The sequence below is a fragment of the Pseudomonas sp. DSP3-2-3 genome (assembly GCF_049898225.1).
GTDB lineage: Bacteria > Pseudomonadota > Gammaproteobacteria > Pseudomonadales > Pseudomonadaceae > Aquipseudomonas.
Genome location: NZ_JAFCXH010000004.1, coordinates 247497 through 267685, shown reverse-complemented (window position 1 = coordinate 267685; position 20189 = coordinate 247497). Strand labels below are relative to the sequence as shown.

Annotated in this window: 20 protein-coding genes; 9 read left to right on the top strand and 11 right to left on the bottom strand. The window is 59.6% G+C overall.

Annotated features, from left to right (window positions below; genetic code table 11):
- Positions 1-132: 132 nt before the first annotated feature.
- Entirely contained in the window at positions 133-345 is a 213-nt protein-coding gene (locus ACP7E4_RS07215; RefSeq protein WP_426112606.1) for a DUF3079 domain-containing protein, read from the top strand.
- Between the two features lie 58 nt (positions 346-403).
- On the opposite strand, the gene ACP7E4_RS07210 is transcribed toward ACP7E4_RS07215, so the two are convergent.
- Together ACP7E4_RS07210 and ACP7E4_RS07205 are read right to left on the bottom strand one after the other, a co-directional pair.
- Positions 404-2239 carry a CocE/NonD family hydrolase gene (locus ACP7E4_RS07210; protein WP_426112608.1) on the bottom strand — a complete coding sequence of 612 codons (1836 nt, stop codon included), beginning with the start codon at positions 2237-2239 and terminating at the stop codon, positions 404-406.
- A 93-nt stretch (positions 2240-2332) separates the two neighbouring features.
- Positions 2333-3262 (bottom strand): LysR family transcriptional regulator, encoded by a 930-nt coding sequence (locus tag ACP7E4_RS07205; RefSeq protein WP_426112610.1) that lies wholly within the window; start codon positions 3260-3262, stop codon positions 2333-2335.
- Between the two features lie 377 nt (positions 3263-3639).
- Between ACP7E4_RS07205 and ACP7E4_RS07200 the strand changes: the two genes are divergently transcribed.
- From ACP7E4_RS07200 to ACP7E4_RS07180, 5 genes are read left to right on the top strand one after another with little or no spacing between them, the layout of a single operon-like run.
- Positions 3640-4497 (top strand): ABC transporter permease, encoded by an 858-nt coding sequence (locus ACP7E4_RS07200; protein ID WP_426112612.1) that lies wholly within the window; start codon positions 3640-3642, stop codon positions 4495-4497.
- Between the two features lie 4 nt (positions 4498-4501).
- On the top strand, positions 4502-5551 hold the full coding sequence (locus ACP7E4_RS07195) for an ABC transporter ATP-binding protein (protein WP_426112614.1): 1050 nt from the start codon (positions 4502-4504) through the stop codon (positions 5549-5551).
- A gap of 10 nt (positions 5552-5561) precedes the next feature.
- Positions 5562-6425: an ABC transporter permease gene (locus ACP7E4_RS07190; RefSeq protein WP_426112616.1), complete on the top strand. Its 864-nt coding sequence runs from the start codon at positions 5562-5564 to the stop codon at positions 6423-6425.
- Positions 6426-6428: 3 nt separating this feature from the next.
- On the top strand, positions 6429-6902 hold the full coding sequence (locus ACP7E4_RS07185; protein WP_426112618.1) for a hypothetical protein: 474 nt from the start codon (positions 6429-6431) through the stop codon (positions 6900-6902).
- Positions 6903-6939: 37 nt separating this feature from the next.
- On the top strand, positions 6940-7977 hold the full coding sequence (locus ACP7E4_RS07180) for an ABC transporter substrate-binding protein (protein WP_426112620.1): 1038 nt from the start codon (positions 6940-6942) through the stop codon (positions 7975-7977).
- A gap of 165 nt (positions 7978-8142) precedes the next feature.
- Here the strand turns inward: ACP7E4_RS07180 and ACP7E4_RS07175 are convergent, their stop codons facing one another.
- From ACP7E4_RS07175 to ACP7E4_RS07140, 8 genes are all read right to left on the bottom strand, one after another.
- A complete protein-coding gene (locus ACP7E4_RS07175; RefSeq protein WP_426112622.1) occupies positions 8143-8352 on the bottom strand; it encodes a hypothetical protein in 210 nt (69 codons plus the stop codon).
- 91 nt (positions 8353-8443) lie between these two features.
- Positions 8444-9625, bottom strand: a complete 1182-nt coding sequence (locus ACP7E4_RS07170; protein ID WP_426112624.1) for a fumarylacetoacetate hydrolase family protein — start codon at positions 9623-9625, stop codon at positions 8444-8446.
- A 17-nt stretch (positions 9626-9642) separates the two neighbouring features.
- The gene (locus tag ACP7E4_RS07165; protein ID WP_426112626.1) at positions 9643-11427 is read right to left on the bottom strand and encodes an IlvD/Edd family dehydratase; all 1785 of its coding nucleotides are present in this window, start codon (positions 11425-11427) and stop codon (positions 9643-9645) included.
- A gap of 16 nt (positions 11428-11443) precedes the next feature.
- The gene (locus ACP7E4_RS07160) at positions 11444-12328 is read right to left on the bottom strand and encodes an NAD(P)-dependent oxidoreductase (protein WP_426112628.1); all 885 of its coding nucleotides are present in this window, start codon (positions 12326-12328) and stop codon (positions 11444-11446) included.
- Positions 12325-13698: an MFS transporter gene (locus ACP7E4_RS07155; RefSeq protein WP_426112630.1), complete on the bottom strand. Its 1374-nt coding sequence runs from the start codon at positions 13696-13698 to the stop codon at positions 12325-12327. Before ACP7E4_RS07155 ends, ACP7E4_RS07160 begins: the two co-directional genes overlap by 4 nt.
- 61 nt (positions 13699-13759) lie before the next feature.
- Positions 13760-14734, bottom strand: coding sequence for a D-erythronate dehydrogenase (gene denD, locus ACP7E4_RS07150; RefSeq protein ID WP_426112632.1), 975 nt, complete (start codon positions 14732-14734; stop codon positions 13760-13762).
- A 127-nt stretch (positions 14735-14861) separates the two neighbouring features.
- Positions 14862-15710 carry an ureidoglycolate lyase gene (locus ACP7E4_RS07145; protein ID WP_426112634.1) on the bottom strand — a complete coding sequence of 283 codons (849 nt, stop codon included), beginning with the start codon at positions 15708-15710 and terminating at the stop codon, positions 14862-14864.
- A gap of 30 nt (positions 15711-15740) precedes the next feature.
- Positions 15741-16481 (bottom strand): SDR family oxidoreductase, encoded by a 741-nt coding sequence (locus ACP7E4_RS07140; protein ID WP_426112636.1) that lies wholly within the window; start codon positions 16479-16481, stop codon positions 15741-15743.
- A gap of 107 nt (positions 16482-16588) precedes the next feature.
- Here ACP7E4_RS07140 and ACP7E4_RS07135 point away from each other — a divergent pair, with 107 nt between their 5' ends.
- Positions 16589-17545 carry a LysR family transcriptional regulator gene (locus ACP7E4_RS07135; protein WP_426112638.1) on the top strand — a complete coding sequence of 319 codons (957 nt, stop codon included), beginning with the start codon at positions 16589-16591 and terminating at the stop codon, positions 17543-17545.
- 117 nt (positions 17546-17662) lie between these two features.
- Positions 17663-18949 carry an MFS transporter gene (locus tag ACP7E4_RS07130; protein WP_426112640.1) on the top strand — a complete coding sequence of 429 codons (1287 nt, stop codon included), beginning with the start codon at positions 17663-17665 and terminating at the stop codon, positions 18947-18949.
- A gap of 3 nt (positions 18950-18952) precedes the next feature.
- Here ACP7E4_RS07130 and ACP7E4_RS07125 read toward each other — a convergent pair whose 3' ends face one another.
- On the bottom strand, positions 18953-19354 hold the full coding sequence (locus ACP7E4_RS07125; protein WP_426112642.1) for a hypothetical protein: 402 nt from the start codon (positions 19352-19354) through the stop codon (positions 18953-18955).
- Between the two features lie 139 nt (positions 19355-19493).
- Here ACP7E4_RS07125 and ACP7E4_RS07120 point away from each other — a divergent pair, with 139 nt between their 5' ends.
- The gene (locus ACP7E4_RS07120; RefSeq protein ID WP_426112644.1) at positions 19494-20072 is read left to right on the top strand and encodes a GNAT family N-acetyltransferase; all 579 of its coding nucleotides are present in this window, start codon (positions 19494-19496) and stop codon (positions 20070-20072) included.
- The last annotated feature ends 117 nt before the right edge of the window (positions 20073-20189 follow it).

Here is a 20189-nt window from a genome sequence, read left to right as displayed (position 1 = left end):
TGCAAGCTTAGCCCCGGGATCGCGATGGGGCGAGGTCAGTCGCTCGGATAGCTAAACCTTGATATCCATCAAGGCCGACCGTGCAGACAGGCTGTAGGTTGGAAGTACGCCTCTCAATCATCGGAGAACGGCATGGCCAAGAATTTCCCCGTCAACCCCAAGCACCCCGAGCGCATCTGTTGGGGTTGCGACCAGTATTGTCCGGCCAACTCCCTCGCGTGCGGCAACGGCTCCGACCGAACCATGCATCCGGCCGAGCTGTTCGGAGAGGATTGGGACGTGCCCGGCGACTGGGGTCTGGACAAGGTCATCGTCACAGACAAAGCGCCGGATAAAGGTGTGTAGCTGGCCGACTGCTCGGATTGGCTTTTACCGGGCAGGCTGGCCATGGGGTAGTTTGGGATTAAAGAAGCGCTGGAAGCACGACCCTTGACGGCGTCGACGGCCCACTCAGGATATTAAAAGTCGGCGGTTTGCCGTGGGGAATCTGTCCACAGTGATCGCTATCTGCGCCAGCAAAAGAGATTCTGATTTTGCTGCCTGCCTTGAATGCCCATGCAGTGGGCAACAGCGCCAGGCGAATCTGTTCGGCCGTACCAGGTTGCATAGGCTCTGCGTCCTTGCGTGCAAGGCTGCGATAGGGCCATGTGGTTTGATAGGTCGATGGTGGCGGCGATTCCTTACGCAGCAATGCCCTGAGTAATCCTTGCGTGACATAGCGCTCGCTGCCGTCGGCTTCAATCTCACTGAGATAAACGAAAACGGCCGCGTCAGGCTGATCGCATTCCAGCCAGAATTCAACGATGACGTGGCCACTCAATCGCAGGCCTTCTGGCAAGACTTCGCAGGTGTAGCTCAGCAGTGAGTCGGTCCGGCCTTGCCAATCGGGATAGTAGGTTCTGCTATCAATCCCGGCGATACGCTCGAAGCGGGTGCCCTCACCGGTACCGTGGCGGAAATCGACCTTGAATTGATCGCTATGCGGGTTTTGCTGCGGTTCTGCGGCCAAAATATTCGCTTGGCCAAGATACAGTGTCGCGGCATTCAGGGTTGGTGGCCATTGTTCGGCCGCGCACCAGTTTTCATCGTGCATGCTGAAATAGTGCACAGGCGACTCTTGGTCCAGCCCAGTGTCCCTTTCATCAAGATAGTGGTCAAAAAAGCGCAGCAGTTCCGGCATCAGGCCGAACTGTGCGGTCTCTTCGACGCGCCATGGGGACACATTGATGCGCGCGCCATGATCCCATGGCCCCAGGAGCAAATGATGCGGGTTGTCTTTGAGGGTGAGAAAACGCGAAATAGCGCCGTTCATATAGCCGGCGCCATCCATCCATCCTGAAACCGAGTAGATAGCGACATCGCTGCGCATGCCCGCGCTGTAGGCGTGAGGGCTGAACGTGGCTGGAGTGAACGTGGCATCGTAGGGCAGGCTGTCATCACTGAATCGGAACTCAGCCATGAAGTCGGTTTGCCTGAAATTTGCCAGGTGCTCCTGAAGCGCTTCTGCGCACTGTTCGCCGCTCACGTCCTCGTCGACCGGCTGGGGCCCCTGAAAGTCAGGGTGGTTGAAATAGGAGAATTGCTGCAGTACATCACGACGGTCGTGATCGAGGCCGATCATGATGTCGTCGTACAGTCGAGTCAGCGACTTAAGCAGAATACCGCCTGGATAGTAGTTGTCGGCGTAGGTGTCCCATACCGAGAAAAGCGGGGCAATGGCCTTTACCGCAGGGTGGCCTGTGCTCGCCAGAAAGTCCGCTGCGGCTCCCAGGTAAGACACACCCGTGGCCCCGACACGACCATTGGACCAAGGCTGGTTGATGATCCAGTCCACCACTTCAACAGAGTCGGCACGTTCTGCAGGGGAGCGAAAGCTGTCGCGGCTGCCGTAGCTGGCACCGGTGCCTCGGACGTCGACAATCACCACGGCGTAGCCATACGGCACAAACTGATCACGATAACGATAGGTATTCGGGCTGTTTTCCTGAGCAGAGCCAGCAGCCAGTTTGAACCGCCTGTAATAGGGCGTGAACACGACGATAGTCGGGAACGTTTCGCTTGCTTCGATTCCTGGCTTTGGCTGAGGCAGGAAAATATCCAGGGCGATTTTGCAGCCGTCACGCATGGCGATGTAGTGCGAAACTGGCTTGTCAGGCTTCTCGAAATCCTGGTTGCGCTTCGCCAGGTACTCGCTGGGAGCCAGCTTCCAGGCAACGCTGCCGCTATCTGCATCAGACATTCAGACACTCCACTACAGGTCATAGGTTATGACGCCGAGAGTGCGAGTTTTTGCTTGATGCGTAAAGTTCGTAATTTTAATGGGTATATGCGTTTAGCGCATGTGCTGGCGCGCGGGGTACTCAGATTCAATCGTGGCAATGCGTTGACGCGCGTGCTCGCGGATAAGCGCGGCAAGCTCATTGACTGCAGTGCTCCGTTCCTGCCAGATCGGGAAGATAAACCCGTAATCCAGGGTTATGGCCGGCTCGAATGGACGTAGCACCAATGGCACCTCGCTTGAGGTGGCGATGAAAGGGTCGGAGATGGCGACGCCTAGCCCACGCGCTGCCAGCTGGCAAGCGAGGATGCCATTGGTGGTTTCAAAACGGATCAGCGGGGGCGTTTCGAGATCAGCAATCAGACGGGTCAAGGATTGGCGCACCACGGAACGCGGATGCAACGCGATCAATGATGTCCCTGACAAATCGTCGGCGGTGATGAACGATTTACTGGCCAGCGGATTCTCGGCGTTCATTGCCGCGACTACATTGACGCTGATGAACGGCTCCACTTCCAGCAGCGGATTCTCCAGCGGCAACACCGTAATGCCCAGGTCGAAGTTTTCCTGACCGACCCAGGTTTCAATGTCCAGGCGAACCCTGGAGTCAACACTGGCCGAGAATTGCTCTGAGCGCTGGGCCATGATCGCCAGGGCATCGTTGACGATCGAGTTCGACAGATGCGGGGCGGTCAGTACCCTGACGTGATGATTCTGTCTTGATTTCAGCCGTCCAGCCAGCTTCTGCAACGACTCCTGACTGGCCAGGTGACGGTCGACCTGACGGTAAAAACTCCATCCGTCGGGGGTTAGACTCAAGCGTTTCTTGCTGCGATGGAACAAAGTGAAACCCACTTCCTCCTCCAGATTCGCCAGTAGACGGCCGACCTGGGGTTGAGTGCGATTCAGACGCACAGACGCTTGGGTGACCGACCCGGTTTCGACGAAAGCGCGTAGCGCCTCAAGCCCTTTTGTGTTCAGCATCGTCATCCCCAGATATGCGCTTTTCGCATGTATAGCAAGAAATTACGCACTTTACACAGGTTTTTCCAGGGGCCATGCTCGTCCCATAACTATTCGGGACATGCTCCCAAAGGCCCGGTTTATCGGGCCAATATCTTCAAAACGAAGATCGCTTGCTTACACGCTGCCGCCAACCATAAAGCTAAAGGCTTCCGTGAAGGAGTATTGCCATGCGTTCCTGTCAACCCATCCTGCTGCGTTCAACACGCCCATCCTGTCTTCAGATTTCGGGCATTGAATTCAGGCCTCGCGCACCTCGAACTCATTCCTGATCTTGCGGCCAGCTGTTGCCGCAAAGCTGACTTGCCTACGTTTTAGTCATAGTGAGGGACATCTTTATGTCCAGTGTCGCCGCGCCATCCGCTGCCCAGGCCGTGCCCAATATGCGTCGCAAGTTGCGATGGCCCTTTCTGTTGCATCGCGCCTTTGTGCTGCTGATGTACTTTTTCATGCTCAGTCCGCTCATTTTTGTCGTGTGGATGAGCTTTTTCGTCGATTCGATTCCGCACTTTCCGCCTTCGGGCTACACCCTGAAATGGTATGAGAGCGCCTGGCAAAACGCCTCATTCATGAATGGTTTGATCCTGAGTCTTCAGGTAGCCGTTGTTGCGGCAGTATCAGGCGTACTGCTCGGGCTGGCAGCAGCGTTGGGGATCGTCAAGTACCGGTTCCTGGGCAGCAAGCTCGCCAACACGTTATTGCTTTCGCCATTGCTCATCCCCGGAATCGTCGCGGGGATTGCCATCTATCTGTTCTACATGCGGGCTGAAAACGCACTGGATACCGATATCGTGGGTACGTTCGGCGGATTGGTTGTCGCGCACATTTGCCTGACCATTCCATGGACTGTACGGCTGGTTTCAACTGGCATGTCCGGCCTGGATCCTTCCATCGAAGAAGCCGCACGCAATCTGGGGGCTTCGGGCTGGACGGCATTTCGGCGTATCACCTTGCCGATGCTGCGTCCTTCGATTGTCGCGGCTTCGCTGTTCTCGTTCATCGTCTCGTTCGAAAACCTCGAGCTTTCCCTGGCATTGGTTGGGCCAGGCAAAACGACCTTGCCAATCGCAATCATGCAGTACCTCGAATTCAATCTCGACCCGACGATTGCTGCGGTGTCGGCGGTTCAGATCTTGTTGCTGGGCGTCATCATGCTGGTGACCGACCGTTTCGTAAAACTCAGTCAAGTGGTGTAGCACGATGTCCAACGTCTCTATCAATCAGTTGAAGAAGCAGTTCGGCGATGCAGTCGCTCTGGAGGATTTTTCTCTGGAAATCGCCGACGGCGAGCTGGTCGCTTTTTTGGGCCCGAGCGGCTGCGGTAAGACCACCACTCTCAGAATGATCGCCGGGTTTATCGAACCTACGGCGGGCAGCATTCATATCGGCGAGACTGATGTCACTCACCTCCCGGTACACAAGCGCAATACTGGCATGGTGTTCCAGCGCTATGCGTTATTCCCGCACATGACCGTGGCGCAGAACGTGTCTTTCGGCCTTGAGATGCATGATGTCTCAGGCAAGGAGCGCGACACTCGTATCGCAACGGCGCTGGATATGGTCCGCATGTCGTCGTACCGGGGTCGGTATCCACGGCAACTGTCGGGCGGCCAGCAACAGCGAGTTGCCATTGCTCGGGCACTGGCGATTCAACCCAGGGTTTTTTTGTTGGATGAGCCGCTGTCCAACCTTGACGCCAAGCTACGGATTGAAGTCCGCGAAGAGATCCGCACCCTGCAACAGGACCTGGGGCTGACAACGGTCTTCGTCACTCATGACCAGGAAGAGGCGTTGGCCATTTCTGATCGCATGGCCATCATGTACAACGGGCGCGTCCAGCAAGTGGGTACTCCCAAGGAGCTGTACGACGCGCCGGGCAACCATTTCGTTGCGGACTTTCTGGGCCGCATGAGCTTTTTCAAAGGCAGGCTCGTTGCCGCGGGTCAGTTCCTCAGCGATGCCGGAACCAACATTCAGGTGCAAAGCACGCAACCGGTGGGTCGCGTCGGCATACGTCCGGAACGCATCACGGTTGGCGCTGGCCCTGAGAGCGAAAACGTTCTAAGTGGTGTTGTCGAATCCTCTGCGTATCTGGGCTCGCTGATCGATATCCGCCTGCGCTTGCCCGGCGGTGACTCGCTGAATTTCCACCTCGCCAATAACGCATTGTCGACGACCACGGCAATATCGCCAGGCACTTCACTTGTTGCGTCGTTCCGCGCAAGTGACTGCGTTCTCTTCGCGGACTAAGGGCGAAATCATGAGTAACTCTCCGCAGTTGACCGGTGCCAGTCTCGCGTTTCCAGCCTCGATCGTTGTGCTGGGGATCATCGTCGTCCCGCTGTTTTTAATGCTGGGATACAGCTTCAATCATTTTGACCCCGTTGAACTGATGCAGGAAACCTTCACTCTGGAGAACTACGCGAAGTTCTTCGGCGATGCTTACTACCGTAAGGTCTTCATGACCACCCTGGGCGTGGCGGCTATATGCACAGTCCTGGCTCTGGTCCTGGGGTTTCCGGTCGCGTATTTCCTTGCCAAGACGCAAAGTCGCTTCAAAAGTCTCTTTATTGTGTTGCTGGTGTTTCCGCTGATGGTCGGCAATGTGGTGCGGGCTGCTGGCTGGATGGTGATTCTTGGCAACGTGGGCGTCGTCAATGCGACGTTGATGTGGCTGGGCGTTACCGATGAGCCCGTCAAGTTCATGTACACGCCGTTCGCCGTCATTATCGGCACCACGGCAGTGGTCATGCCCTACATGATTCTGACCTTGCAAAGCGTATTGGAAGGCATCGATTTTTCGGTTGAAGAGGCTGCGCAAAATCTGGGTGCGACCTTCGCCACTACATTCCGCCGCATCGTCCTGCCCATTGCCGCACCCGGAGTCGCAGCGGGGACCATGCTGGTTTTCATCCTGTGCATGAATGCTTATGCCACACCAGTGCTGCTGGGCGGCACCGGGCTGACGATGATGGCTCCATCGCTGTATGACCAGATTTCCAAAGCGTCCAACTGGCCATTTGGTGCTGCGATGGCGCTGGTATTGATCGTTACGACGTTAATCCTGGCCTCCCTGTCGAACTGGCTCATTCATCGCAACTACGTCAAGACGATGGGGGCTTGAGTCATGAACCCTGCGCTCCTGGATTCTTTCATCAACGTACTGCCACGGCTTGAGCAGCAGCTTGCTCAAGGAGTGGGCCATCGTTATATGACCGTGCTTGTCTACGACGCCAATCTTGCGGACGCCAGGCGAGTATTCAGCAACAACCCGGCTGTCTACCCAGCGACGGGTCGCAAGTCCTTCAAGCAAGGACCGATCATGGTGCGGGTGCGTGACACAGGTCATCCGTACGTGGCGATGGATCGCCCGGCGCTGATCCGGGATTTCCCGGACCATGAAACGATTTTTGCCATGGGCTGCGGATCTCTGGTGAACCTTCCGATCAGCATCGCAGGTGAGGTCGTCGGCCAAATCAATCTGCTGCATGAGCAGCATTTCTACACCGAACAAAAAGTCGAGTCAGCCTTGAGCATTGTGTCCATGGCGGTTGCTGAGTGGATGTCGATCAATCCGACCGCGCATTCAGCCGCCGAATGAATCAGGTCACTGCACGTTAATCAATCTGGAGCCCGCTATGTTTGATATTTCCCGACGTACTCTATTGGGCGGTGCCGTGGGCGCCGCTGCCATGCTCGCATTGCCCCGCCTTGCCCTGAGCGCCTCAGGTGCGCCCGTGGTAGTCGGAACCTGGGGCGGCGACTATGGCGATTTGCTGCGCCAGGGCGTTGACGTCCTGTTGCAGGCCCAAGGCATTGAGGTCATCCAAAGTATCGGATCTCCCACTGAGCGGCGAACCAGGTTGTTGGCCGAGCGTCAGTCGCGACGTGGCTCCATGGACGTGTGCTGCCTTGCCGATTTTGATATGCAGGCGGTTGCCCAGCGGGACGCTCTGGAAAAAATCACTGTCGACGCTGTACCAAATCTCGCCAATGTACTTCCGTTTCTCAAACAGGATTTCTCGGTCCCTCACATTTACTCGGCGCATGTCATTGTCTACAACACTGACAAGGTCTCGGTGCCTCCTCAGTCATTTGCCGATCTTTGGGACCCGAAATATCGGGGTAAAGTCGGTCTTTCCGACTTCCTGTTCAATACCAATACGGCCATCGCAGCGGTTGTCGGCGGCGGCTCCATGTCTGATTTCGGACCTGCCAAAGGCAAGCTGGAAGAATTGCGTTCCCTGGATGTGAAAATCCTGCCTTCTACCGAAGCGGTCGCCGCAGCGTTGAAATCCGAAGACATCTGGATAACGGTAATCTCCCTGGCGCGCAGTTACATGTGGCGTAAAGCGGGCATGCCGTTGGCGCATGTCGTCCCGACAGAGGGTGGCTTTCCTAATATCTATGGGATTGGGGTGCCGAAGAACTCGCGCAACAAGGACAACGCACTCCAGTATCTGAATGCGGTATTGGACCCTCGCGCTCAGTTGGCTTTCGCCGAACGGATGGGCTACGTGCCCACGGTCAGCAATGCAGTGCTCCCTGACGAGCTTAACAAGCAGATCAACTTCACCGAAGCAGAGCGCGATCGCATGCTCAAGCCTGATTATGCGTACATCATCGAACACCAGTCCTCGATGCTTGAGGTGTGGAACAAGACATTCAAGGGTTAGATTGATTGAGGGAATGCGCTGCCCTTTGAATAAACGGCGGCGCTTGCCGCTGCCCTGCCACAAAACTGATGTTTTGAAATGCTCACTCAGCCAGTTACAGGTACAAACCCACCTGTACCTGAACGCCTGGGTCAGTGATGCGCGGGATAGTCATTTGCCAGGTATTCAAACCCCAAGCCCAAACTTGAAGTTGCCAAACTTCCAGTCTGACGAACTCTTCTGGTAGCAGCCTGGCTGGTTGGCGGGTGTTGCGTCGCAGGATATCTTCCCGACTTTGCTTGAACCCTGGCCTTCGCCGGTGCCGCGTTCGCTGTATACAGCGCAGCCACCGAGCATCGGCAGTGTCAATGCCAGGGCAAGTATCAGATGCTGCATATGTCCTTCCTTAAACATAAATGGTGTTGGCCATTAGAGCATATCTGGCTACTTGCGCCGGTACTGATGGTTGAGCTCAGCTGCGTGATGGTTAGCCCAGCACTCCGCGCTGCGCCAGATTCTTCATCAGTGCGCCGACCCCGAACGTCCAGGGCGGAGCCTGATGGCTGCCGGTGACGCGGTTGTGCAGGGCGCCCAGCGACGCGGATGAAATGCTCACCACATCGCCTTCCTTGTGGGTGAAGCCCTGGCCCGGTAAATCGCGGTCATCGGTGGGAGCGAACAGCGTGCCAAGGAACAGCACAAAGCCGTCAGGGTATTGGTGGTTGGCATTGAGGGTCTGCTCGGCGAGATCTGCCGGATCACGGCTGATCTGACTCATGGAGCTGCTGCCGTTGAGCACGTAGTCGTCGTTGCCTTCGACTCGCAAGGCCACTTCACAGCGCCGCACATCGTCAAGGCTGAAATGTTCGTCGAACAGACGAATGAACGGCCCGAGTGCGCAGGAAGCGTTGTTGTCCTTGGCCTTGCTCAGCAGCAATGCACTGCGGCCTTCGACGTCGCGCAGGTTGACGTCGTTACCCAGGGTCGCGCCGTGAATGCGCCCGCGGCTATCCACTGCGAGCACCACTTCCGGTTCCGGATTGTTCCAGCTCGACTCCGGATGAATGCCGATGGCGCTGCCGCTGCCCACAGCGGCCAGGAGCGGCGCCTTGGTGAATATTTCAGCGTCCGGGCCGATGCCGACTTCCAGGTACTGCGACCACATTTTCTGCTCGATCAGCACCTGCTTGAGGCGCAGTGCCTCCGGAGAGCCGGGACGCAGGTCACGCAGGTTGTCGCCGATCACGTTCTGCACCAGGCCACGGATTTGCTCGGCACGCTGCGCGTCGCCGCCGGCTTTCTCCTCGATGACCCGTTCGATCATGCTCGCGGCGAAAGTCACGCCGGCGGCCTTGATGACTTGCAGATCCGCCGGTGCCAGAAGGCTCGGCTTCGACGGATCGCGCAGCTCGCCGCTGTTGGCCAGCAACGCTTCTATCGTGCCCAGCGAGTTGCCAATGGCGTCGCGTACCGCCTGCAGCGGGGATTCGCTGTCCAGCAGTTGGCTCAAGGTCGGGAAGCGTGCGGTGCAGTCGATGACTTCACCGTCACGCAGCACCACCACGGCCGGACCGCCAAGTTCGCCCGGCAGCCACACGCGACCGACCAGCGTCGCGCGTTGCCAGTCGTCGGGCAGGGTATTTCCAATCGTCAATTGCAGCGCTTGCATAAGGCTGATCCTTGGGTTTAGTGGGAATGGCGCGGGGTGCCGTTTTCCGGGATAACGCGCCAGTAAAGAGTGGCTGGTTCCAGGCATCCGCCGGTGGACAGCTGGCCGACCAGTTGCCGGTACAGTTCCTGCCATGGGGTTTGCGACGGGGCGAGGGCGGGCAGCGGTTCCTGGCGGCGTACGTCCAGTTCGGCGTCGTCCACCAGCAGGTTGACGCTGCGCGCATTGAGGTCGACGCGCAGCCGGTCACCGGTGCGCAGCAGCGAAAGGCCGCCGCCTACTGCGGATTCCGGAGACATGTTGAGGATCGACGGGCTGGCTGAAGTACCGCTCTGGCGACCGTCGCCCAGGCACGGCAGCGAGTCGATACCGGCCTTGATCAGCGCGGACGGCGGCGCCATGTTCACCACCTCGGCGCTGCCGGGATAGCCGACGGTGCCACAGCCGCGAATCACCAGGATGCAGCGCTCATCGATGTCCAGGGTCGGGTCGTTGATCCGTGCCTGATAATCTTCCGGGCCTTCGAACACAATGGCCCGCGCTTCGAAGCAGTTGGGTTGCAGCGGGTCGCTCAGGTAGGTGCTGCGGAATGCTTCTCCAACCACCGACATCTTCATGATGGCGCTGTCGAAAAAATTGCCGCTCAGGACGATGAAACCGGCGCGGTGCTTGAGCGGGTCTTCCCAGGTGCGGATGACGTCACGGTCGCCGGTCACCGCGTCTTCAACGATTTCGCCCATGCTTCGGCCACTCACCGATTGGCAATCGCGGTGCAGACGGCCGACCTTGTCCAGTTCATGCATCACCGCCGGCACGCCGCCCGCGCGGTGGAAGCCTTCACCGAGGTATTCGCCTGCCGGCATGCAGTTGACCAGTAGCGGCACGTCTTCCCCGACCCGCTGCCAGTCTTCCAGCGACAAGTCGATGCCGCTGTGGCGGGCAATGGCAATCAGATGCGGTGGGCAGTTGGTGGATGCGCCCAGTGCGGAGGCGACGGCGATGGCATTTTCAAAGGCCGCGTGGGTCATGATCTGCGAAGGACGCACGTCTTCGCGGACCAGATCGACGATGCGCAGACCCGTGGCATAGGCCATCTGCCCGCGCTCGCGGTACGGTGCGGGAATACTCGCGCAACCCGGCAGCGACATGCCGAGCGCTTCAGCCAACGCGTTCATCGACAGGGCCGTGCCCATGGTGTTGCAGTGACCCACCGAGGGCGATGACGCGGTGGTCAGGGTCATGAATCCCTCGTAGTCGATTTCGCCCGCGCTGAGCAGATTGCGCGCATGCCACAGCACGGTGCCCGAACCGATGCGCTGGCCCTTGTGCCAGCCGTCGAGCATCGGCCCGCCGGACAGCACGATGGACGGCAGGTCGGTGGTTGCCGCCGCCATCAGACAGGCCGGCGTGGTTTTGTCGCAACCGGTGGTCAGTACCACGCCATCCAGCGGATAGCCGTGCAGCACTTCCACCAGTCCCAGGTACGCGAGGTTGCGGTCCAGTGCGGCAGTGGGGCGGCGCGACTGCTCGGCAATCGGGTGGACGGGGAATTCCATCGGGATGCCGCCCGCGTCGCGAATGCCGTCCTTGACCCGTTTGGCCAGTTCGATGTGGTGGCGGTTGCACGGTGTCAGGTCGCTGCCGGTCTGGGCGATGCCGATGATCGGCCGCCCGGATTGCAGTTCGGCGCGGGTCAGGCCCTGGTTCATGTAGCGTTCCACATACAGCGCGGTGAGATCGGCGTGGGCGGGATCGTCAAACCACTGCTGACTGCGCAGGCGGCGTGGGGTTGGATCGGTCATGGCAGGCTCCAGCAAGTTATTCAGGCAATTGGTTGTGGCGGCGTAACTGACGGATCAATCCAGCGTGGTCGAGCTCGCCGTCACCGGCGTCGACCATGGCCTGGAACAGTCCGTCGACCAGACTGGCTACGGGCAGCGTGAGGCCCAGCGTTCGGGCCTGGGCGAGGGCGGTGTGCGTGTCCTTGAGTTGCCATTTGGCCGCGCCGCCGGGGGTGAAGTCGTTGTCGAGCATGCGTTGGCCGTGCTGGCGCCAGATTGGCGAGTCGACGAAGCCGCCGAGCAGCGCTTCATGGACTTTCGCCGGATCGGCACCACCGCGTTGAGCCAGCAGCAGCCCTTCGGCAACGGTGGCGATGGTGCTGGCGACGATCAACTGGTTGACCAGCTTGGACAGCTGGCCAGTGCCAGTCGGACCGACGTGTACCGGACGACCCATGGCCGCCAATGCCCCGCGCCCTTGATCGAAAGCCGCTGCGTCGCCGCCGACCATGATTGCCAGGCTGGCTTCACGGGCGCCGCGTTCGCCGCCGGAGACCGGTGCGTCGAGGTAGCGCAGCCCTTGCGCAGCACACCAGCGGGCGTGTTCGACGGCGGTTTCCACAGGGATCGAACTCATCACGATCACCAGCGCACCTTCGGCCAACACCCGCGCGGCGCCGCCTTCGCCAAACAGAACCTGGTCGCAGGTCGGGCCATCGCTGAGCATGCAGATCAGCACATCTGCGCCTTCTGCTGCCTGCGCCGCTGTCTCGAAAACTGCTGCGCCGTTGGCCACCAGTTCCGCAGCCTTGGCCGCCGAGCGATTCCAGATCTGTACGGGATAACCGGCCTGCAGCAGGTTGCGGACCATGGGTTTGCCCATGATGCCGGTGCCTGCGAAGGCCACGGTTTCAAGGGTCATGCCTTGTCTCCCAAGGCGTCAGTGGGCGCGCTTTTAGTGTCAATCACGGCTACCGGATTGCGCGGCATCAACACCATACCCAGACCTCCGGCGCCGACCAGCGCGGCAATGATCAGGAAGCCCGGCGTGTAGCTGCCGGTCACGTTGAACAGGAACCCGGTCAGGTAAGGACCGGTGAAACCACTGAGGTTACCGATGGAGTTGATCAAACCGATCCCGGCTGCGGCGCCGACGCCGGTCAGTACTTGTCCGGGTACTGCCCAGAACACGTTGATTGCGCTGTACACGCCCATGGCCAGCAGGATGAAGCCGATGACGATGATCCACGGCTGGTTGATCAACAGCGCCAGGGCAATGGACGCAGCAGCGAGCATCGCAGCGCCGCCCGCATGCCAGTGACGTTCCTGCAAACGGTCGGAGCGGCGGCTCCACCAGATCATCGCCACTGCGGCGACAGCGTAGGGAACGGCGGTAATCAGGCCGTTCTGCATCAGGCCGATTTCCAGCCCGAACGAGGCGCGGAATGACGCCAGCACGGTCGGCAGGAAGAAGTTCATGGCGTTGGAGCCTGAGGTGATGCCGAAGTACACCAGCGCGAGCATCCACACCTGACGACTGGCCAGTGCCTTGCGAATCATCTGGCCCTTGGTCGGTTGCACGCCGACCACCAACGGTTTGTTGCGCTCTTCCTGTTCGAGGGTCTTGATCAACCAGTTGCGCTGCTCGGCAGTCAGCCAATGGGCGTCGGCCGGGCGGTCAGTGAGGTAGAAGTAGCAGACCACACCCAGGATCAGTGCCGGGACCGCTTCGACGATGTACATCAAGCGCCAGCCGACGAAACCCCAGGCGTCGCCCAGTTGCATCAGGCCCACCGACAGCGGCGCGCCGACGATTTGCGCGATAGGCACGCCCAGGTAAAACGAGGCGATCATGCGTGCGCGGTAACGCGCCGGGAACCACAGCGACAGCAGGTAAATCACCCCGGGGAAAAACCCCGCTTCGGCGATGCCGAGCAGTACCCGTAAGGTGATGAAGTGCCCGGCGGTCTGCAGAAATCCCATGGCCCCGGCAATAATCCCCCAGGTGACCATGATCCGCGCGATCCACACCCGGGCGCCGTAGCGGTGCAGCAAGATGTTGCTCGGCACTTCGAACATGAAGTAGCCGAGGAAGAAAATCCCCGCGCCCAGCCCGTAAATGGTCTGGCTGATGCCGATGTCTTCGTTCATGCGCAATGCGGCAAAGCCGACATTGTTGCGGTCCAGGAAGGCCACCACGAACAGCAGGACAAGGAAGGGAATCAGGCGCCGTGTTACGCGCTTGATGGTTTGTTTTTCGATGTCCGAGACATCGGGATGTGGTGTGATCATTTCGCACAGCCTCGTTATTTTTGTTGTTATTGATAGGGGAAGCGTGAGTCGTCAGTGACCGCTAGCCAGCGGCGGTGTCCTCGATATGGGCGCGGATGATGGCGTCGAAATCGGCGTCGGCGTTGAATCCCAACGCTCGGGCGCGGGGTGCGTCAACCTTGCTCGGCCAGCCCTCGACGATGCGCTGAATGGTGGCGTCCGGTTCCCAGCGAATCAGCTTGACCACCTCGGTACCGGCCACCCGCTGCAAGGCTGCAACCATGTCGGCGACCGTGGTGGTCACGCCGGGCAGGGGAATGATGCGTTCATCGCCCAAGGTCTCGGGTCCCAGCAGCATGGCGTGCAACATCGCTTCGATGACCCGGCGCGGCGAGGTGAGATACACCTGAGTGTCAGGTCGCACCGGGCAGACGGCGGTTTGCCCCACCAGCGGCTCGCGAATGATCGAACTGAAGAAGGTCGAGGCCGCCTTGTTCGGCTTGCCGGGACGTACCGCCACAGTGGGCAGGCGCAACACGCGCCCGTCGACGAAGCCCTTGCGGGCATAGTCGGCGACCAGCAATTCGCCCACCGCTTTTTGCATGCCGTATGACGATTTTGGCGTCAGCACGGTGTCATCGTTCACGACCTCCGGCAGCTTGCCGCCAAACACCGCGAAACCGCTGGCGTAGACGAATCGAGGGGTTTTGCCCTGCTTGCGCAGGGTTTCCAGGAGCGTCATCAGGCCATGCAGATTGACCTGCATGCCCAGATCGAAATCAGCCTCGGCAGCCGAACTGACCACCGCTGCCAGATGCCACACCAGATCCACCCCATCGGTGACCCGCGCCACCACGCCGGGGTCGGCGATGTCGCCGGTGACCAGTTCGATGCGAGGGTCGTTGGGCAGGTGTTCGCCGGCAAACGCGTCGAACAACACGATGCGTTCGATGACCTGGGGTGCCTGGCCTTCGAACGTCAGGCTGTTCAGGCTCAGCAAACGCTCGGCCAGCTGTTTGCCGATAAAACCTGTGCCGCCGGTGATGAGGATCCGCATGTGTCACTCCTTTTTTTATTGTCGAATGTCGTTGGAGCGAGGCTTGCCCGCGAATCAGGCACCTCGGTGAACCAGACACACCGCGTTATCGTTCTTCGCGGGCAAGCCTCGCTCCAACAGGACTAAGTCAGTCAGCCTGCACCGTGCGTTGCCGCTGTTCGCCAAGACCGGCGATGCCCAGGCGCATTTCCTGGCCTGCGCGCAGGAACACCGGCTCGGGTTTCACGCCCAGGCCTACGCCCGGTGGCGTGCCGGTGGAAATGATGTCGCCCGGTTGCAATGACATGCAGCGGCTGAGATAGGCAATCAGCGCAGGAATCTGGAACACCAGCGTGCGGGTATTGCCGTTCTGATAACGATGGCCATCGACTTCCAGCCAGAGATCGAGCTGATGCGGGTCGCTGATCTCATCGCGGGTCACCAGCCATGGACCGATAGGGCCAAAGGTGTCAAAACCCTTGCCTTTGTCCCAGGTGCCGCCGCGTTCAAGCTGCCATTCGCGCTCGGACACGTCGTTGATGACGCAATAGCCCGCAACGTGGTCCATGGCGTTGCTTTCGTCGATGTACCGACCGCCCTTGCCGATCACCACGCCCAGCTCGACTTCCCAGTCGGTCTTGGTCGAGCCGCGCGGGATCTGCACGTCATCGTTCGGGCCATTGATGGCGCTGGTCCATTTATTGAAAATCACCGGTTCGTCGGGCACGGGCATATTCGATTCTGCCGCGTGATCGGCATAGTTGAGGCCGATGCAAACAAATTTGCCCACCTGACCGACGCATGCGCCGATGCGCGGCGAGCCACTCACCAAGGGCAGGCTTTCAGGATCGAGCTTGCTCAGCGCTTCCAGACTGGAAGCCTCCAGAGCCTTGCCGGCCACATCAGCAATGTGGGCCGACAAATCGCGAATCTGTCCTTGAGCATCGAGCAGACCGGCTTTTTCCTGGCCTTTATCGCCATAACGCAGCAGTTTCATAGAGGATTCCTGAATGGAGTTGAAAAGGGGTCAGACGCTCATGCCGCCATCGATGACGTGCACGCCGCCGGTAGTGTAAGCACTGGCGTCGCTGGCCAGATACAACGCCAGGCGGGCAATTTCTTCGGCGGTGCCGATGCGGCCCATGGGTTGGCGATCAACAAAAGCCTGATAGACCTCCGCTTCCGTACGCCCTTGGGCGCGCGCCTGTTCAGCAATACGTTGGCGCAGGGAAGGTGAGTCGACCGTGCCGGGACAGATGGCGTTGCAGCGAATGCCTTTGCTGACGTAATCGGTGGCCACTGATTTGGTCAGGCCGATCACAGCGGCTTTGCTGGCGGTGTAGGCGAAGCGGTTGGGTACGCCTTTGACGCTGGAAGCCACCGAGGCCATGTTGACGATGCTGCCGCCGCCCGCCGCGAGCATGCCGGGCAGGAACGCGCGAATCATCCGGTACATGGCGGTAACGTTGAGGTCGAAGGAAAACTGCCAGGCCTGTTCGTCGCAATCGAGCAATGCGCCGCTGTGCACGTAGCCAGCACAGTTGAACAGCACGTCCAGCGTGCCCACCTGTTGGGCGATGGCGTCGATGGCCGAGGGCTGTGTCACGTCCAGTTGCAGGACCTGGATGCCGGGGATGTCCTGCAACGCTTCAATGTGCAGGTCGGTGGCGATCACCTGGGCACCGGCCTCCTGGAAAGCCAGGACCGAAGCCCGGCCGATGCCTTGTGCCGCAGCGGTAATCAAAACGCGTTTATTGGCGAGGTTCATGGTGGATATCCATTGTTGTTATTAAATACGCCGGACATAACCCTAGGGCGACTTGCCGATAATCTCCAATGAGATATTCTCAAGGCTTAATAACTGGAGGTTATCGAATGGCGGACGTCGGCTTCAAACAGCTGTGCAATTGGCTGAGGTTCCGTCATCTGGTGTTGATCGATACCCTGGCCCGCACGCAGAACATGCACGCCACGGCGCAGGCGATGAATATCAGCCAGCCGGCGGTCAGCAAAATGCTGCGTGAGGTCGAGAAACAACTGGGCTTTGACTTGTTTCAGCGTCTGCCGCGCAGCATGTCGCCCACCGATCTGGGCAGCCATGTCGCGCGCTATGCGCAGATTGCCCTGAACGATGCCGAACATTTCGTCGGCCAGGTCAATCATCTGCGTCAGGGCGGGCACGGCCTGCTGAAGATCGGCACCATCTTTGCGCCCACTTCGGTGGCGCTCCCCGCCGCGATTGTCGGCATCAAGCAACGCTGGCCGCTGCTGGCGCTGGATGTGCTGGAAGGCACCAGCGCCAATCTGTTGAGTATGCTCGAACACAAGCAACTGGATCTGGTTATCGCCCGGTTCACACTGGACAGTCATCGCAAACTGTTCGACTTTCAGGCATTGGCGCCGGAGCCGCTGTGCCTGGTCACCGGCAGCCAGCATCCGTTGGCCGGTGCGCGGGAATTGCCACTGGCCGAGCTCGGTAGCTGGCCGTGGATCGTTTATCCGGCGGGCACCCCCATGCGCGCCCGGTTGGAACGAGCCTTTGCCGAGGCGGGCATGCAGACCCCGGAAAATACCGTGGAGACCAGCTCAATGCAGACCACGCTGCAACTCCTGCAAACCGCACCCATGGTCGCAATGCTCGCCGAATCCATGGTCGGGCCGGATATTCAGGCCGGTCGCCTGACCCGCCTGGCGCTGCCGTTCCCGCTGGTGCTGGCTGATTACGGGATCATTACCCGGCGCAACGAGACGCCCGGCTGGTCCGCGCAGGCCTTCATCGAAGAGCTGCTGGCGGGCGCAGATGCCCTGCGCAGCGCACGCCAGACACCTTGATAACCGTTGGTTATCGTTTGATTGAATCTCGTCATTGGGCAGCTGGCAATCGGCCTACTAGAGTGACCGACGCTCCACCTCCACGGTAGGGGCGTCAACCGCTCAACAGAGGCGCGCATGAGAACAATAAAAAGCTACAAGACGCTGACCATTCTGTTCCTGTTTCTGATTGGCGTAGTCAACTACCTGGACCGCAGTGCGCTGTCCATCGCCAATACTTCCATCCAGAAAGACCTGGCAATCAGCCCGATGCAAATGGGCATCATGTTGTCGGCCTTTTCCGTCGCCTACGCATTCTCGCAGTTGCCCCTTGGCGCCTTGATCGACCGCTTGGGCAGCAAGCTGGCGCTGGGCGGTTCGCTGATCGTCTGGTCAATTGCTCAGGCTGCGTTCGGCCTGTTCAGCAGCTACGGGCATCTGGTGGGCTTGCGGGTATTGCTGGGGATCGGCGAAGCGCCGGTGTTTCCGTCAGCGGCCAAAGCGCTGTCGGAGTGGTTCGATACCAAGGAGCGCGGCACGGCAACCGGTTGGGTCTGGTCCTCAACCTGCATCGGGCCGTGTCTTGCGCCGCCATTGCTGACCTTGTTCATGGTTCATCTGGGCTGGCGCGGCATGTTTGTGCTCACCGGCATCATCGGTCTGATACTGGCCGCCTGCTGGTTTACCTTCTACAAGAGCAAGGCTCAATACATGGCCGAAACCGGGCGCGCCGAACCGGTGCCTGCCCAGGTCAAGCAAACTACCGGGCCGAAAGTGCGCTGGACCGCATTGTTCAGGGACCGCAATACCTGGGGTGCTTTTCTCGGATTCATGGGCGTGATCTACATGATCTGGCTCAACCTGACCTGGTTGCCCGGTTACTTTGAGCGCGAGCACGGTCTGGATCTGTATCGCACCGCCTGGGTGGTATCGCTGGCGTATCTGTTCGGCGCCGTGGGGACCATCGTTGCCGGCAAGGTATGCGACAAGCTGGTTGCGCGGGGCATGCGCGTACTCGCCAGCCGCAAGTTGATGGTGATCATCGGCTTGCTCGGCGGCGCGCTGTTTACCCTGATCGTGGCGTTCACCACCAACGCGGTGGCGTGCGTGGTGCTGCTGTGCCTGACGATGTTTTTCATTAACATTTCCAGCGCCACGGCGTGGATGATCGTCAATACCATCGTGCCGTCGGAACGGGTCGCATCGTTCGGTTCGATCCAGAATTTCGGCGGTTATCTGGCAGGTTCCATCGCGCCGATTCTCACCGGCTTCAGCGTGCAGCAGAGCGGCTCGTTCTCCTCGGCGTTTGTGATCAGCGCAGTGGTAGCCGCGTGCTCGGCGGTGGCGTACTTCACGCTGCTCAAGGAGCCTGCGGCGAAACCGGAGCCACTGGCAACAGCCGAAGGCGTTCATTCGGCCGGATGAGACTCAGGTATCACGCAACAGGTCGTTGGCGTTGAGCAGTTCGTAGGCGATTTCCGGGTGCTTTTCCAGCCCCCGGCGAATCGCGGCCGGGATCGACTGCCGGGTCTTGCGGCACAGGCCAGGCCGTTCACTCAAGGTAATACCGATGCCGCGCATGGTGCGCACTTCATTGAAGCCTGGCTCGATATGCACGCGCACGCCCAACTGTTCATAAATCCGCCCTTGCAACCGTTCAAGATCGGCAAGGCTTTGCAGGTTTTCCAGTCGATCCAGCAGGCGCTTTTCTTCCGCGCGATTGAGGAGCAGCACGCGCAAGTCCGCGCCCGGGGTTTCCAGCAGCGAGTCGCGCCCGCAATCGCAGGCGCCGGGCGGGCAGGGTGGACGGATCGGCAGAGGGGTCGTCATGGGACCAATCATAAGGGGCCGGGATCGAATTTGCCCATGGCCTTGTTCGCATGATTGAGGTGCAATTGAGCGGCTGACTTGCCAACCGCAGCCTGAATCCCGAAGATTGCCGCTTCACTGACCGTTCAAGGCTGTTCTGATGATCCATATCCGCTCCATGACTGCCGAAGACTTCGAGCGCTTCTGGCCCACTTTTCACACCGTGGTCAGTGCGCAAGAGACCTACGCCTATGACCCCGAACTCAGCCGGGAGCGGGCTTTGCAGCTGTGGCTGGAGCTGCCTTTGCACACCTTCGTTGCCGAAGAAGAGGGTGAGTTGCTGGGCAGTTACTACCTCAAGGCCAACGCCGCCGGCCCCGGTAAGCATGTCTGCAATTGCGGCTACATGGTCACCGAAGCGGCTCGCGGCAAGGGCGTCGCGCGCCTGATGTGCAAACACTCCCAGCGCGTTGCAACCGACGCGGGCTTCCTGGCCATGCAATTCAATTCAGTAGTGGCGAGCAATGAGGTGGCGGTCGCGCTCTGGCAAAAACTCGGCTTCGACGTGGTCGGTCGCCTGCCGCGCGCTTATCGTCACGCGCGCTTGGGCCTGGTCGATTGCCTGGTGATGTTCAAATGGTTGGCAGACGAGCAATCCGCCGAACAGCCGAAGCTGATCGGGCGCAAGAATATTGAGTCAGTAATATCGCGCCCGCGTCGTAGTAAGCAGAAGCAGTAAGCCGTAAAACACATAGCCATCTGACTTATGAGGAACCGTGGGACCGGATTTATCCGGGAAGAGGCCGTTACATCCGCCGCATCTTCGTCGTCAGGAATGCCGCCTTCCCGGATAAAT